The organism is Brevibacterium picturae (assembly GCF_900105045.1).
GTDB classification, from domain to species: domain Bacteria; phylum Actinomycetota; class Actinomycetes; order Actinomycetales; family Brevibacteriaceae; genus Brevibacterium; species Brevibacterium picturae.
Window position 1 is genome coordinate 702,594 of record NZ_LT629739.1, and the last position, 14,480, is coordinate 717,073.

At 65.2% G+C, this 14,480-nt stretch carries 14 protein-coding genes; all 14 read right to left on the minus strand.

All coding sequences use genetic code 11. From position 1 onward, the window contains the following. Nucleotides 1-181: 181 nt before the first annotated feature. A complete protein-coding gene (gene ccsB, locus BLT92_RS03330) occupies nucleotides 182-1,186 on the minus strand; it encodes a c-type cytochrome biogenesis protein CcsB (protein ID WP_092103178.1) in 1,005 nt (334 codons plus the stop codon). A gap of 109 nt (nucleotides 1,187-1,295) precedes the next feature. Then, entirely contained in the window at nucleotides 1,296-2,978 is a 1,683-nt protein-coding gene (resB, locus tag BLT92_RS03335; RefSeq protein WP_231938992.1) for a cytochrome c biogenesis protein ResB, read from the minus strand. Further along, nucleotides 2,978-3,733: a cytochrome c biogenesis CcdA family protein gene (locus tag BLT92_RS03340; RefSeq protein ID WP_092108727.1), complete on the minus strand. Its 756-nt coding sequence runs from the start codon at nucleotides 3,731-3,733 to the stop codon at nucleotides 2,978-2,980. The genes resB and BLT92_RS03340 overlap by 1 nt, the downstream gene beginning before the upstream one ends. A 5-nt stretch (nucleotides 3,734-3,738) precedes the next feature. Then, a complete protein-coding gene (locus BLT92_RS03345; RefSeq protein WP_092103180.1) occupies nucleotides 3,739-4,332 on the minus strand; it encodes a TlpA family protein disulfide reductase in 594 nt (197 codons plus the stop codon). Continuing rightward, nucleotides 4,329-4,970, minus strand: coding sequence for a histidine phosphatase family protein (locus BLT92_RS03350; RefSeq protein WP_092103182.1), 642 nt, complete (start codon nucleotides 4,968-4,970; stop codon nucleotides 4,329-4,331). Before BLT92_RS03350 ends, BLT92_RS03345 begins: the two co-directional genes overlap by 4 nt. After that, entirely contained in the window at nucleotides 4,970-6,307 is a 1,338-nt protein-coding gene (gene hemL, locus BLT92_RS03355) for a glutamate-1-semialdehyde 2,1-aminomutase (RefSeq protein ID WP_092103184.1), read from the minus strand. Before hemL ends, BLT92_RS03350 begins: the two co-directional genes overlap by 1 nt. Before the next feature lie 37 nt (nucleotides 6,308-6,344). Beyond that, nucleotides 6,345-6,860: a MarR family winged helix-turn-helix transcriptional regulator gene (locus BLT92_RS03360; protein ID WP_092103186.1), complete on the minus strand. Its 516-nt coding sequence runs from the start codon at nucleotides 6,858-6,860 to the stop codon at nucleotides 6,345-6,347. Then, nucleotides 6,860-7,864, minus strand: a complete 1,005-nt coding sequence (gene hemB, locus BLT92_RS03365; protein WP_092103188.1) for a porphobilinogen synthase — start codon at nucleotides 7,862-7,864, stop codon at nucleotides 6,860-6,862. The genes BLT92_RS03360 and hemB overlap by 1 nt, the downstream gene beginning before the upstream one ends. 1 nt (nucleotide 7,865) lies before the next feature. After that, on the minus strand, nucleotides 7,866-9,458 hold the full coding sequence (locus BLT92_RS03370; protein ID WP_092103190.1) for a bifunctional uroporphyrinogen-III C-methyltransferase/uroporphyrinogen-III synthase: 1,593 nt from the start codon (nucleotides 9,456-9,458) through the stop codon (nucleotides 7,866-7,868). Continuing rightward, nucleotides 9,455-11,932, minus strand: a complete 2,478-nt coding sequence (gene hemA, locus BLT92_RS03375) for a glutamyl-tRNA reductase (RefSeq protein ID WP_092103192.1) — start codon at nucleotides 11,930-11,932, stop codon at nucleotides 9,455-9,457. The genes BLT92_RS03370 and hemA overlap by 4 nt, the downstream gene beginning before the upstream one ends. Beyond that, entirely contained in the window at nucleotides 11,929-12,624 is a 696-nt protein-coding gene (locus BLT92_RS03380) for a redox-sensing transcriptional repressor Rex (RefSeq protein ID WP_092103193.1), read from the minus strand. The genes hemA and BLT92_RS03380 overlap by 4 nt, the downstream gene beginning before the upstream one ends. Nucleotides 12,625-12,651: 27 nt before the next feature. Next, complete coding sequence (locus BLT92_RS03385; protein WP_092103195.1) at nucleotides 12,652-12,897, minus strand: glutaredoxin family protein; 246 nt, start codon at nucleotides 12,895-12,897, stop codon at nucleotides 12,652-12,654. A gap of 76 nt (nucleotides 12,898-12,973) precedes the next feature. After that, a complete protein-coding gene (locus BLT92_RS03390; RefSeq protein ID WP_009882927.1) occupies nucleotides 12,974-13,072 on the minus strand; it encodes a 30S ribosomal protein bS22 in 99 nt (32 codons plus the stop codon). A gap of 160 nt (nucleotides 13,073-13,232) precedes the next feature. After that, the gene (locus BLT92_RS03395) at nucleotides 13,233-14,438 is read right to left on the minus strand and encodes an acetoin utilization protein AcuC (RefSeq protein WP_092103197.1); all 1,206 of its coding nucleotides are present in this window, start codon (nucleotides 14,436-14,438) and stop codon (nucleotides 13,233-13,235) included. Nucleotides 14,439-14,480: the final 42 nt, after the last annotated feature.

The following is a 14,480-nucleotide window of genomic DNA, read 5'->3' on the forward strand; positions in this document are numbered from 1 at the left end:
TCCTCCGTGTGCGTCCGAGCCTCACCGTGCGTCCGGATCTTCCGAAAGCGCCCGGGCACCTGGCATGATCAGCCGCGGCTCAGCCATCGCTCGACTCGGCCATCAAAGCCCATCAGAATCGACAGTGTGATCAGTCAGGGACGCAGACGGCGAACTCTCCGGCGTCAACCGATCGGCTCGACTACAGTCCCGAGTACGAGTGCAGGCCGTTGAAATACATGTTGACGACGGTGAAGTTGAAGATCACGGTGGCGATGCCGATGAGGTTGAGCACGGCGACCTTCGTCGGTCCCCAGCCGCGTGTGGCTCGAGCGTGCAGGTATGCGGCGTAGATGACCCAGACGACGAATGTCCAGATCTCCTTCGAGTCCCAGCCCCAGTAACGGCTCCAGGCCACCTCGGCCCAGATGGCGCCGGCGATGAGGGTGAACGTCCAAGTGATGAAGCCGACCGCGGCGATCGTGTAGGAGAACCGTTCCAGGTCGATGCTTGCCGGCATCCGCCGCATGAACCGCAGCCACTTCGGGTCCTTGTTCTCCTGCGAGCTCTTCAGTATCTGGAACACGGCGAGGATCGCGGAGATGTAGAGCAGCGAGGTCGACAGGATCGCGATCGGCACGTGAATGGCGATCCAGTACGAATCGAGCGCCGGGATGAGCTTCGCAGCAGGGGTGTAGAAGACCGTGATCGCCAACCCCAGGCACAGGAGGACTCCGCCTGCCACGATGGTTCCCAGGTAGCGGATGTCCTTCTTCACGTTGACGATGAGGAACACGATGACGGTGATCGCAGTGGCGGTGAGGACGTACTCCATCATGTTGCCCCACGGCACACGCATCACGGACAGTGCACGAGTCAGCACAGCAGCCGCATGGAGGATGACGGCAAGAACGAGAAGTGAGGTGCCGATCCTCGCCCCGCGCCGAGGCTTATCCCTGCCCGATCCGGTCGTGGTCTCAACCGAAGCGTCGGTCTGCGGCGGATCGAGAAGTGCTGTGGTGGTCTTCCTGTTCGTCCGGCGCACATTCGACGGCTTCGCAGCGCTGGCCGCGCCGGCTTCGGACTGTTTGAGCTCTCGCCCGCCGAACAGGTCGAAAGCATAGAAGATCATGGCGACGGCGTAGACGATCATCGCCGAGATGATGAGCTGGTTCGACCACATTGCTAGGTCAGTGTTGACGTCCATACATCCTCCGCACCAGCGGTGCTCTTCCATTGCGTCGGGCTGTTGCTGTGTTCGGGTCGCCTGTGTCGGTGCCGACCCGCGACAATTCTACTCCGCGTAGTACCTAAAGCTAATCAATCGTCTTCCCCGACCTTGCGACCTCCGGCCCTGCGGCCCCGTCCTTTCGCTGTCCGGAGCTCCGACCTTCGGCTTCGTCCGCAGAATCGTCGGCAGTTTCGTCGGCGAGGTCCTTCGCCAGGTCCTTCGCCGCGCGTTCGACCATCGAGTCCTCACCTCGGGCCAGAGCCGCGACTTCTGCCTGGCCGTCCTTGATCCGCACCCACATACGTCGACGCGGGATGAACAGGGACAACCCGAGCCCCAGCAGCACTGCGATCGCGCTGGCGAGCATCAGACCCTGCGTCGGGTCCTGGGAGATATCGACGGCGATGTAGCGTTTGACGCCGTCGAACGTCACCGAACCGCCATCGGGCAACTCCTGAGTCTCTCCCGGTGACAGCTGGATGAGCAGAGGATTGCCGGAGGCATCGGTCATCTCCGTCATATTCTCGGCCTCGATCGTGTACACCGACTGCGGCGTCCCGTCGTCGAGGCCCAGGTCACCGGTGTATCCGCTCATCACAAGGTAAGGGTTGCGCAGCCCGGCAAAGCTCGACACCAGTTCGCCGTTCTCATTCTGGGTCGCGGTCGGTAGGAAGACACCGACGAATCCCATCTGAGTCCCCGCAGCGTCGGGGACCTTCATAACGCCCTCGGAGGTGTAGCCGGGATCCCCACCATCAGGGATGAACACCTGCGGGCCGGACTGCACGACCTGCCCCTTGGCGTCCTTGACCGTGACTTCCGGGGCGTACCCGTTTCCTGTCAGATAGACGCCCGTCCCGGCCACGCGCACGGGTTCGTTGACCCGCAGGGTGTGCTTCTCACTCTTCCCATCGGCAGTGGTCGTGACCTTCGCATCGAAGGTACGAGGCTGACCGAACTGGCTGCCCGGGGCCTGATCGTCGAAGGTGGCGTGGAAGTCGTCGAGTCTGAGCCGGAAGTCCGGCAGGTTGTCTGCGTCGTAATAGGAGCCCGGTTCGAACGAGTCGTAGGAGACCAGGGAGTTCGTGAAGGTGTCCCCTTCGACGAGGATCCGCTGACCCTCATAGCCGAACAGAGAACCGATCGCCATCGTCAGAGTCGCGACGAGGAGAGCGATGTGGAAGACGAGGTTGCCGGTCTCGCGCAGGTAGCCGCGTTCAGCCGCCACATGGTCCGTGTTGCGCACGGTCCGGTAGCCGAGCCTCTTCAGTCGGGCTTGGGCTGCATCGAGGAAATCCTGGTCCGCGGTTTCACGGGATTCGGCAGATCCCGTCGCCGAGGTGAAGGTTTCGTATCCGGGCATCCGACCCAACCGCCTCGGTGCCTTGGGCGGGGCCGAGCGCATGGCCTTCCAATGCTGGGCCGAACGAGGGATCACACAGCCGATGAGTGAGATCATCAGCAGGAGATAAATGGCGGAGAACCAGATCGAGGAGTACACATCGAACATCTGGATCGTGTCGAGGAACTGGCCCCAGGCGCCGTTGGATTCGAGGAACGTGTTGACTCGGCCCGGGTCCTGGATGCGCTGCGGCAGCAATGAGCCCGGGATCGCCGCCATGGCGAGGACGAGGAGGAGGATCAGCGCCACGCGCATGGTCGTCAGCTGGCGCCACGCCCACCGGCACATGCCGATGAAGCCCAGCTGCGGCTGGCTCACTGCAGGCTTGCTGCTGCCGGCCTTCTTGTCGGCGGTCTTCTTCGCCACTAGATCACCACTTCGAAATCATAGATCAGACCCTGCAGAGAGGTCATCCACGCGTTCCACAGCCCCGAGGCCATGAGCACGCCCAATACGATGAGCATGATGCCCCCAGCACGCACGATCGCAGTCTGGTGCCTGCGTACCCAGGTGAGACGGCCGGCGCCCTTGTGGATCGCCACCGCCAAGATGATGAAAGGAATGCCCAGACCCAGGCAGTACACGAATGCCAAGAGTGCCCCGCGCCAGATCGTTCCGTCTCCGCCGAAGCTCACCGACATCGACAGCACTGCCGACAGCGTCGGGCCCACGCAGGGTGCCCAGCCGAGGGCGAAGGTGGCACCGAGGACCGGTGCACCCCAGAGGCCTGCCTTGGGACGACCCCGGATCCGATGCTCGGTCTGGAGCAGGCCGAACCCGCCCATGAAGACGAAGCCGGCGATGATGACGACACCGCCGAGGATCCGGATGAGCACGCCCTGCCACTGCGAGAACATCGCGCCCAGGGCTGAGAACCCGGTCCCCAGCAGCACGAAGATTATGGTGAACCCGAGGACGAAGAGTGCAATCCCGACGACGACCCGCCAGGTCTCTTTGTCCCTGAGGGAGGATCCACTCAGCCCGGTGACATAGCCGACGTAGCCGGGGACCAACGGCAGCACGCAGGGTGAGGCGAAGGAGACGAGCCCGGCCAGTGCAGCCGCACCGGCAGCCAGAAGCAGCGGCCCGGTGAGAACCGTTTGGGCGAACTCCGCCCCGATCCCACTCACTCTGCCTGCACGTCCTCGATGAGTCCCTTGAGCGTCGACTCATCGACCTCTCCCACGACTCGGGCCGCGGCGCGACCCTTCGCATCGAGGACGACCGTGGAAGGCGTGGCCTGGGGTGGGAGGACTCCCGAGAGCAGCGCCACCATGGCGCCGTCGGTGTCGAGCATATTCGCGTAGGGGATCTGGTAATTCGAGATGAACGCGTTGGCCGCGGCCTCCTGGTCACGGACGTTGACGCCGAGGAACTGCACCTCATCGCCGAACTCTTCGGCCAGTGACTTCAGCGCCGGGGCTTCCTTCCGGCACGGCGGGCAGGCCGCGTACCAGAGGTTGATGACGACCGGGGTGGGTCGGATATCGGCCAGCGACATCGACTTCCCTTCGAGCGTCTCGAAGCTCAGCTCCAGCGGTTCGCCGCGTTCCTCGACAGCCACTTGAGACACGACACCGGAACCGGACACATAGCCCTGGTCGGATCCGGCCTGATCGGCCAGTTCATCGTTCTCGCTGCAGGCGCTGAGGACAACAGCGGTGCCGGCGACCAGTCCGGTCAGGAGTGTGCGGCGGTTCATCGGGTTGCGGGCATTCATGCTCCCGCCACCGCTTGCCCGGGTTGCAGATCTGCGCAGATGCTCTCGTAACTCACGGATACAAGTGTGGACGATTCGAATGTGAAACTGGTGATAGATGCCAGGTCACACTCCCGTTTCCGAGGGTCGTGGACGAGCGAGCGCTCCTCCCCCGCCAGGCGTGTCATCCAAATCGGAAGCTGATGGGAGACGATGACTCCCACGGCCTCGGGGCCGTGCTTGGCGAGTTTTGTGCGCAGACTGGCCATGGCTGCCTGCATGCGGAGCACGATCTGCCTGTAGGGCTCGCCCCAGGACGGCGTCAGCGGGTTGTACAGGCGCACCAGATTGCGCGGCTCAGCCAGCCTGCGACCGTTGATCTTCTGCCCCTCGAAGGAGTTGGCGGCCTCGATCACACGGTCGTCGGTGAAGACAGGCAGGTCGAGTCGCTGATGCAGCGGCGTGATCGTCTGCTGGGCCCGCAGCAGCGGTGAGGCCACCAGCTCGACTGGGGGCACCGCGGCCGTGGCGAAATGCTCGCCGACGCGTCGGGCCATCTCGTGGCCGCGTTCGGTCAGGCCGAAGTTCGGCAGCCGACCGTAGAGGATGCCCTCGGGGTTGTCTACCTCCCCGTGCCGGACCAGGTGGATCGTGGTCATCAGTTCGCCTGGGTGTTCGGTACCGCCGCTGCGGCCTTGGCCGCGGCGGGCAGGGCCGAGATGATCCGGTCGAGGATCTCATCGGTGTGGGCGTAGGAGAGGAACCAGGCTTCGAAGGCGCTGGGCGGCATGTGGATGCCCTGATCGAGCATCGCGTTGAAGAACGCGGAGTAGCGTTCGACGTTCTGCGTGCGCGCATCGCCGTAGTTGATGACCTCGCGGTCGGTGAAGAAGACGGAGAACATCGAATTCGCCGACTGGATGGTGTGTGCGACTCCTTCGGCCTCCAGCGCCGAGGTGACCGCGGGCCGCAGAGCGTCTGCTGCGCGAGAGATGTGAGAGTACACATCGAGTTCGGTCGTCAGTTTCAGCGTGGTCAGACCGGCGGCCGTGGCCACGGGATTCCCCGACAGGGTCCCCGCCTGGTAGACGGGGCCGGTCGGTGCCAGGTGCTCCATCACGTCGGAGCGTCCGCCGAACGCCGCGGCTGGGAAGCCTCCGCCCATGACCTTGCCGAAGGTGAACAGGTCGGCAGGGCCTTCCGGGTAGCCGAGCGATTCGGCTTCGAAGCCGTACCAGCCTGCGGCGGAGACGCGGAAGCCGGTCATCACCTCGTCGCTGATCATCAGCGCGCCGTGGGCCTTGGTCAGGCGCCGAATGGTGTTGGTGAAGCCATCGCGTGGAGGCACGACGCCCATGTTTCCCGGGCTGGCCTCTGTGATGACGCAGGCGATCTCGTCACCGTGTTCGTTGAAGACGGCCTCCAGGCCGGCCGCATCGTTGTAGTCGACGACGATCGTGTCTGAGGCTTGGGCCCCGGTCACGCCCGGGGTGTCGGGCAGGGAGAAGGTGGCCAGACCGGAGCCGGCCTGAGCCAGCAGTGCATCGACGTGGCCGTGGTAGCAGCCGGCGAACTTCACGATCTTCGCCCGGCCGGTGTAGCCGCGGGCCAGGCGGATGGCGCTCATAGTGGCTTCGGTGCCCGAGGACACGAGTCGAACCTGGTCGACGGGGTCGACGCGGGCCACGATCTCCTCGGCGAGTTCGACCTCACCGGTCGACGGGGTGCCGAAGGAGAAGCCGTTGACGGCGGCTTCCTGCACGGCGGCGAGCACCTCGGGGCGGGAATGGCCCATGATCATGGGCCCCCACGAACCGATGAGATCGATGTAGTCGTTGCCGTCGGCGTCGCGCAGCCATGCTCCCGTCGCCGAGGTGACGAAGCGCGGGGTGCCTCCGACGGCCTTGAAGGCCCGCACCGGTGAGTTCACTCCACCGGGGATGACGTGTTCGGCGCGCTCGAACAGCGCTGCCGACTTCGCGGTCTCGTGTTTCATGCGTTCTCCTGAAGTAGTCGCCGGGTCGGTGATCTGCTCAGTCGGCAGACGTCGTTGGTTCGATGTCGGACGGTGGTGTGTCGACGGGGCCCTTGCCGATCTCACGCATATGTGCGGTGACCTTTCCGAACACACGCCCCAGGGTCGCCATCTCCTCCGGTTCGAGCAGATCGACGAGGTGGTCGCGGACGCCTCCCACGTGGAGGGGTGCCATGGTGACGAGGAGTTCCCAGCCGGCCTCGGTCATCTGGCAGTTGACCCCGCGCCCGTCTTCGGGGATGGCGAAGCGCTCGAGGAGGCCCTTCTTCTCCATCCGGGCCACGCTGTGGGTCAGCCGGGAGCGCGACATCGTGGTGTCCATCGCGAGCAGAGCCATCCGCATCGTGCGGTTGTCATGTTCGCTCAGCCGCACCAGGATCTCGTATTCGGGCATGCCGATGCCGTGGTTGTCACGCAGCTCCTTGTCCAGCTGCACGGTCAGCAGCTGTGAGCCGGTGAGGTAGCTCCTCCAAGCCTTCTGATCGGGACTGCTCAGCCATCGTGGCTCACTCATCAGTACGCTCCGCTCGGTTTCTGAGAATTCAGTCGCTGGGCGACTTCCGTGGCCCAGTAGGTCAGCACAGCATCGGCACCGGCGCGTTTGAAGGCGATGAGGGACTCGTCGATTGCCCGTTCACGGTCGATGGCTCCGGCTGCGGCCGCGAATTCGATCATCGCGTATTCCCCGGACACCTGATAGGCCCACACGGGCACCGGCGATTCGCAGGCCGCCTCGGCGAGGACGTCGAGGTAGGGCATGCCGGGTTTGACCATGACGACATCGGCGCCTTCGGCCAGGTCGAGGTCGAGTTCGCGCATCGCCTCGCGGCCGTTCGCGGGATCCTGCTGGTACGTTTTGCGGTCGCCCTGAAGTTCCGAGTCCACAGCCTCGCGGAAGGGACCGAAGAACGCCGAAGCATACTTCGCCGAGTAGGCCATCACGACGACGTCGGTGAAGCCTTCGAGGTCGAGCGCCTCTCGGCAGACCCCGACCTGGCCATCCATCATGCCCGACAGTCCCACCACGTGGGCTCCGGCGCGTGCCTGGGCCACGGCCATGGAGGCGTAGCGCGTCAGTGTTGCGTCGTTGTCGACTCCGCCGGCGGAGTCGAGGACTCCGCAGTGCCCGTGGGAGGTGAACTCGTCGAGGCAGAGATCGGCCATGATGACCGTCGTATCGCCGAGGTTGTCCCGCAGCAGCGTCAATGCGCGGTTGAGGATGCCCTCGGGGTCATCGGCCTGGGAGCCGTCGTTGTCCTTGTGCTCCGGGATCCCGAAGAGCATGAGCCCGCCGACTCCGGCGTCCACAGCCTCGTTGGCGGCTTCGAGCAGGGAGTCCAAGGTGTGCTGGACGACCCCGGGCATGCTGGTCAGCGGCGCCGGTTCCCTCAGTGTCTCCTTGACGAACAGGGGCAGGATGAGATCGGCCGGGTGCAGGCGCGCCTCGGAGACGAGCCGGCGCAGTGCCGGTGTCGTCCGCAGGCGACGGGGCCGAACGGTTCCGGGGACCAATGTCATGTCAGGCCTTCTTTCTGCGGCGCTTCTGGCTGGGGCGCGTCGGGGTGGTCCCCGCCGCCAGGTCGTCCTCGCGTGCGGACATCGCGAACTCGACGAGTCCGTCGATGAGGGAGGTGAGGTTGGCCTCCTCGGCGAGGACGTCGACTCGCAGTCCGTGTTCGGCCGCGGTGTTCGCCGTGGCCGGTCCGATGCAGCAGATCACCGAGGTGGGCGCCGGTTTGCCCGCAATCCCGACGAGGTTGCGCACCGTCGACGAGGAGGTGAAGAGGAAGGCGTCGAAGTCGCCGGCCTTGATGGCCTCCCGAATCGGGGCGGGCGGCGGTGAGGCGCGCACGGTTCGGTAGGCCGTGACGTCGTCGGGGTCCCAGCCCTTTTCCAGCAGGCCGGCCACGAGGACCTCGGTGGCTATGTCGGCGCGCGGCAGCAGCACCGCGTTCATGGGATCGATGTCATCGACGTAGTCGGGCCAGGCTGCGGCCAGGCCGCGAGCCGAATGTTCGCCGTCGGGAACCAGATCGGGGGTGATGCCCCAGTCGATGAGGGCGGCGGCGGTGCGTCCTCCCACGGCCGCGACCTTCACGCCCGAGAGTGAGCGCGAGTCGAGGCCGAAGTCCTCGAACCACATGCGCACCGCGCGGACGGCGTTGACCGAGGTGAAGCCCACCCATTCGTAGGATCCGTCGACGAGGCCGCGGATCGCCTTCTCCATCTGCGTCGGTGTGCGTGGGGGTTGGACGGCGATCGTGGGGACAACGGTGCCGACGGCACCCAGCTCACCCAGCGCCTCGGCGGTGGAGGTGCCCTGTTCCTTCGTCCGCGGAATGAGAACCTGCCAACCGAAGAGTGGCTTGGTTTCGAACCAGCTGAGTGCCCCTCGTGATTCCACGCCCTGTCCCATGATGACCACCATACGATCTCCACCGGTCTGCGCCATCGTCAGGGCCTGCCCCAAGGTGGTCTCCACACTCGTCTGATCGGTGGTGGAGATGCCCCAGCCCAGGAGTACCTTCGTGTCCTCGTCCCACCCGTCGTCGAGCAGGGCGCGGAGGGCCTGTTCGTGGTCGGCTGTCGTGCCCGTGAGCACGTGGGTCGTATTGCGGTGTCGGGAGACGTCGACGTGGGTCTGCGGGCCGGCCTCGATGAAGCGGACCGAACGAACACGGTTCGTGGTCAGGGCGGTGCCCGTGTACGCGGAGGTGGCCGCGGACAGTCCGACCCCGGGCACGATCTCGACCTCGACCTCGGCCTTGCGGCACACGGCGGCCTCTGCCGTCGTCGTGGTGAAGAGGATGCCGTCGTCGCTGCTCAGCCGCACCACGGTCTTATCGGGGCGAGCCAACTCGGCGAGCTTGCGTCCCCGGGTGGAGGCCGTTGCACCCAATTGCGCGGCCTCGATGATCTCCGTGGCCTGCGGCACGTAGGCGGTGACGATCTCCGAATGCACGTGGGTGTCGTAGACGACGATCTCTGCATTCGCGAGGATGTCGGCACCGCGAATCGTCATCAGACCCGACTCACCGGGACCGCTGCCGACGAAGACGACGCGGGGTGAGACGGGCAGAAGGCGACGGGGCTGGACCTGGCCGGTTGTCATACCTGCTCCTGGACTTTGACAGGGGTGAGGTGATCTTCGGACTGCGCCGGATCGATGCCGAGCTGCCCGAGCAGATCCTCGGCCGCCGCGGTGCCGAGTTCATCGGCGAGACGAGCGAGCTCCTTACCTGTGATCGACAGTTGGTTCGCGCTGCTCGATCCCAGATCCACGTCCGGAGTCACGGGCAGCGGGGCGGACTTGCGGGTGCGGGCGAGGATTCCGTCGTCATCGGCCATGACCGCGTCGACGACGAACTCCGAACCCTGGATCGCGGCCAAGGCACCGATGGGAGCCGAACAGCCGGCCTCGGCCCGAGACAGGATCGCTCTCTCACAGGTCACAGCCAGATCGGTGGTTTCGTCATGGAGACGCTTGAGCTCATCGCGGACCTCGGCATCTGCGACCATGACCTCGTTGTCGAGGGCGAAGGGACTGTCGGCGCCTCGGGTCTCCACGGCCAGGGCGCCCTGGCCGGGGGCCGGAAGCATCGTGTCGAAGTCGAGCAGATCGGTGGCCTCGGCCAGACGACCGATGCGACGGACTCCGGCCGCTGCCAGCACGACGGCGTCGAGCCGACCGTCGCGGACGTGGGCGATGCGGGTGTCGACGTTTCCGCGCACCCCGCGGACCTCGATGTCGGGGCGCGCGGCACGCAGCTGCACGGCACGCCTGGGTGATCCGGTGCCGACGACGCTGCCCGCGGGCAGCTGGGCGAAGCTGAGGCCGTCGCGGCCGATGAGGACATCGGCCGGATCGACCCGCGGAGGGATGGCAGCCATCTGGATGCCCGCCTCGGGGGTGGTGGGGAGATCCTTGAGCGAGTGCACGGCGATGTCGATCTTGCCCTGGTGCAGGGCCTGCCGCACGGCGGAGACGAAGACCCCGGTGCCGCCGAATCCGGTCAGGGGCGACATATTGACATCGCCTTCGGTCACGACCTCGACGATCTCGACGCGCCAACCCGTCAGGGCCGCCAGCTGATGGGCGATCGCCGTGGACTGGGAGCGTGCGAGTTTCGAGCGGCGGGTGCCCAGGCGAATCGTGCGTCCGGAGAAGTGCTCGGGTTCGACGATGTCGAGGGTGTGATCGGCCACCGGGCGCACACCGTCTGCTTCGACGTGGTTCGCGCTCGAGGCGGTTGCCACTTTGGTCTCGGGTTCCGTGATCGCATGGGCGACCTTGTTCGTGGGCAGATCGAAGAGCTGCATGAGCGCCTGCGCGTAGTCGACGTCGGACTCCGTGACGGCCAGTTCCTTGACCTTGACCGTCGGCGTGTGGATGAGCTTCTCCGCCACCCGGTGCAGGGACTTGCGGATCTCGGCGAAGGCCTTGTCATCGACCTCTGCGCCGATCTTCTTCTCCAGACGCTCCGTCTCCGCGGCGAGCACGTCCTTGGCATGACTGCGCAGGGCCGTGACCGTGGGTGCGACCGATCGCTCCTTGGCACCGGACTCGAGCTTGGTCAGCTCCTCCCCGATGATCGCGCGCACTGCTTCGACGGTCTCGACGACCGCAGCGTCGCGCTGGTTCGCGGAGCTCGTGAGCATGGTCCGGATCTCTGCGAGGCCGAAGAGTGCGACATGCTCGAATTCGCGCACCGTGGGATCGATGTCATGCGGCAGAGCAAGATCGACGAATGCCTTGTTCGCTGCGCCCTTGGGGTTCTGGGACAGTCCGGCCTGGATGTCCTCGCGAGTGACGACGACTTCGCGGGCACCGGTGCAGGAGATGATGAGATCGGCGTCTGCGATCTCCTCGGCCAGGATCCGGGAGGTCAGTTCGCGGGCCCGGCCGCCCACCTCGGCGACGAGGCGCTCGGCCTTGTCCACGGTCCGGTTGAGCACGGTGGTCTGAGCCACGCCCTCCTTGTGCAGTCCGGAGACGACGAGGCCCGACATAGCACCGGCACCGATGACCAGTGCGTTCGCAGCCCGCAGAGAGCCGATGTGTGCCTGAGAGGCTTCGAGTGCGGCGCTGAAGAGTGAGCGGGCGACCTCGTCTAGTCCGGTCTCCGAGTGGGCGCGTTTGCCCACCCGCAGGCTCTGCTGCAGCGCATGGGAGAGGCCGGATGTCAGTGCGCCGGCCTGCAGGGATTCAGTGAAGGTGGAACGAAGCTGCCCCAGGATCTGGGCTTCGCCGATCGCCATCGAGTCCAGGCCGCAGGAGACCTTGAGCAGGTGTTCGAGGGCCTGGGTGTCGTAGTGGGCATAGAAGTGCCCGGCGATGTCCTGCCATTCCTTGTCGATCGAGGACACGAGGGCGTTGCCGAGGTCGGCGAGCCCACCGTGGAAGGCGGTGACATCGGCGATGAGCTCGAGACGGTTGCACGTCGAGAGGACCGCGAGTCCCTCGACATTGTCGCCGGCCAGAGCGTCGGTGCGCAGTGCTCCGACCTCACCGGTGCCGAATGCGAGAGCGTCCAACATGTCGATCGGGGCCGACTGATGGGAAATGCCGAGAACCAAGAGAGTCAATTCCTGTGCTCCTCAAAACCTGGATTGAGCGGTGCCGAATCAAGCGCCGAATAGTATGCGAGTACTTGCAGCTCACTGGCCAGATCGACTTGATGCACACGGACCGAGTCCGGGGCGTCGAGCACGGTGGGTGCGAAGTTCAGGATGCCGCGCACGCCTGCGTCGGCGGCGATGTGCGCCGCCGCCGGTGCCGCGGATGCGGGTACTGCCATGACGACGAGGTCGATATCCTCGGGCCAGGTGGAAAGTTCGGTGAGGTCGGAGACCGGCAGAGTGCCGATCACGGTTCCGATCTTGGCCTCATCGGTGTCGAAGATCGCGGTCAGTGAGAGACCGCGACGCTTGAATCCTGCGTAATCGGCCAGGGCCGAGCCCAGCCGACCGGCACCGATGATGGCGACGGTGCGCGCCCGGTCGAGGCCGAGGAATGTCCGCAGAGTCGAGGCGAGGTCCTCGCAGGAGTAGCCGACCCCGCGCCGACCCGAGCGTCCCAATTGGGACAGGTCCTTGCGCAGAATCGACGACGAGACGCCGCTGCGGGCCGCCAACGCCTCCGAAGAGATGGTTGACTGGCCCGTCGCGGCGATCGTCTCAACCGTCTGCAGGTAGATCGGGAGTCGGGAGATGACGCGTTCGGGCACGTCCTTGCGAACGACACCCTCAATGCTGTTGGCGGACAGAATCTCGCCCACGAAAACGCGTCACTCCTTCAATCGATCTCATGCGCCCAAAGCCACGAGGGCCTTGGACAGCCGGTTCGCATCGACACGATGGAAGCTGTGCTGCCGACCGTCGAGCAGGACGACTGGGACATCCCAGCCGTACTGTCCGGACAGATCGTCATCGGTGTCGATGTCGATCTCATGCACGCTCACGTCTCTGCCGGCCACCGCCTCGGCGATGGTGTCCCTGGCTGTGTCGCACAGGTGGCAGTCGGCGCGTGTCAGGAAGGTCAATGCGACCACTGCACACTCCTCATCGGGCGACAACAAACCCCGCCGAATTCTTAATTCGAGCGGGGGCGTAGGACCGTGTCCGGTCTTACTTCTTGTTGCGACGCTGGTGACGTGTCTTGCGAAGCTGCTTACGGTGCTTCTTCTTCGACATACGCTTGCGGCGCTTCTTGATGACTGAGCCCACGCGGGTACCCCTTGTGATCGTCGGTGGAGGTGAACATCAGGTGCCCACCCTTTGAACTAACCGTGCAATTCTATCGCCTGGGCCTCTGCTTTCCCAAAACTGTGTCGAGATCCACAGCGGTGACCGAACGTCAGCCGGATCGGCGGTCTCGAGTCATGCCTCAGTCGAAGTAGGGGTCGAGGCCGAAGAACGGGAACAGATTCTTCCGGGTGCCCATCACGGCTCGGTCGAGTTCGGATTCGGGGTCGAAGCCGTTCGACCAACGGGTGAAGGCCCCGTCGAAGCCATCGGTCATCGACAGAGGGGCTTCTCGTCCGGTCTTCGTCTGCGCATAGTCGGCCCACCGACCCGGAATGCGGGCACCGGGATCGATGTCGAGCCCCGCAGAGATAGCGAGCACATTTGTCCAAGCCCGGGGCACCACGTCGATGATCGCGTAGCCGCCTCCCCCGGTTGCCAACCACTTGCCGCCCGCGTGCTCGGCGGCGAGGTCACGGACCCGTTCGGTGGCCACCCGCATCGCATCGACGCTGAGGCGCATATGCGTCAGGGGGTCGCTGCGATGCCCGTCGCAGCCGTGCTGGGAGACGATGACCTGCGGTTCGAATCCCCCGACGATCGCCGGGATGGTGGCGTCGAAGGCTCGCAGCCAGTCCGCATCGAGGGTGCGCGGGGGCAGTGCGATATTGGCCGCCGAGGCGGCCGCTCGCAGTCCGCCGATGTCTGCGGGAAAGCCGGAGCCGGGGAACAGGAATTTCCCGGATTCGTGCATGGAGATCGTCAGCACCCGAGGATCATCCCAGAAGAACTTCTCGACACCGTCCCCATGGTGGGCGTCGAGGTCGATGTAGGCGATGCGTTCGTATCCGGCACCCAGAAATTCGGTGATGGCGCCGGCGATGTCGTTGTAGACGCAGAACCCGCTCGCATGATCGGGCATCGCATGGTGCATCCCGCCGGTGAAGTTCACGGCATGGCGATAGTCGCCGGAGGTGATCGCCCGTGCCGAGTCGACGGAACCCTGAAACAGCATCGCCGAGGCGGCGTGCATATTCTCGAAGCCGGGGACGTCCTCGGTGCCGATGCCGTATTTCCTCGCGTCCTCGTCGCTGAGGACAGCTCCGTCCCCGATCGCCTTCACCGCTGCGATGAAGTCCGCGTCGTGGAGGTTCGCCAGAGTGTCCTCTTCGACCTCGCCGATGCCGTGGACATGAACGTTGTCGGCATCGAAGAGGCCGAAGTCCATGGCCAGTTTCGCGGTCAGATCGAGCCTGAGGGGGTGCATGGGATGGCTGGGACCGAAATTGTATCCGGTCACCGCATCGTCCCAGACGACATACACATCGCTATCGGCCATGCAGACCATGCTATATGGCACACCTCACCTACGGAGATTCCGGCCCGGTGG

Coding starts and splice junctions, on each gene's coding strand:
- BLT92_RS03370 (WP_092103190.1), bottom strand. CDS start 9,458: ATGACAACCGGCCAGGTCCAGCCCCGTCGCCTTCTGCCCGTCTCACCC.
- BLT92_RS03345 (WP_092103180.1), bottom strand. CDS start 4,332: ATGAATGCCCGCAACCCGATGAACCGCCGCACACTCCTGACCGGACTG.
- BLT92_RS03360 (WP_092103186.1), bottom strand. CDS start 6,860: ATGAGTGAGCCACGATGGCTGAGCAGTCCCGATCAGAAGGCTTGGAGG.
- BLT92_RS03350 (WP_092103182.1), bottom strand. CDS start 4,970: ATGACCACGATCCACCTGGTCCGGCACGGGGAGGTAGACAACCCCGAG.
- hemB (WP_092103188.1), bottom strand. CDS start 7,864: ATGACATTGGTCCCCGGAACCGTTCGGCCCCGTCGCCTGCGGACGACA.
- hemL (WP_092103184.1), bottom strand. CDS start 6,307: ATGAAACACGAGACCGCGAAGTCGGCAGCGCTGTTCGAGCGCGCCGAA.
- BLT92_RS03395 (WP_092103197.1), bottom strand. CDS start 14,438: ATGGTCTGCATGGCCGATAGCGATGTGTATGTCGTCTGGGACGATGCG.
- ccsB (WP_092103178.1), bottom strand. CDS start 1,186: ATGGACGTCAACACTGACCTAGCAATGTGGTCGAACCAGCTCATCATC.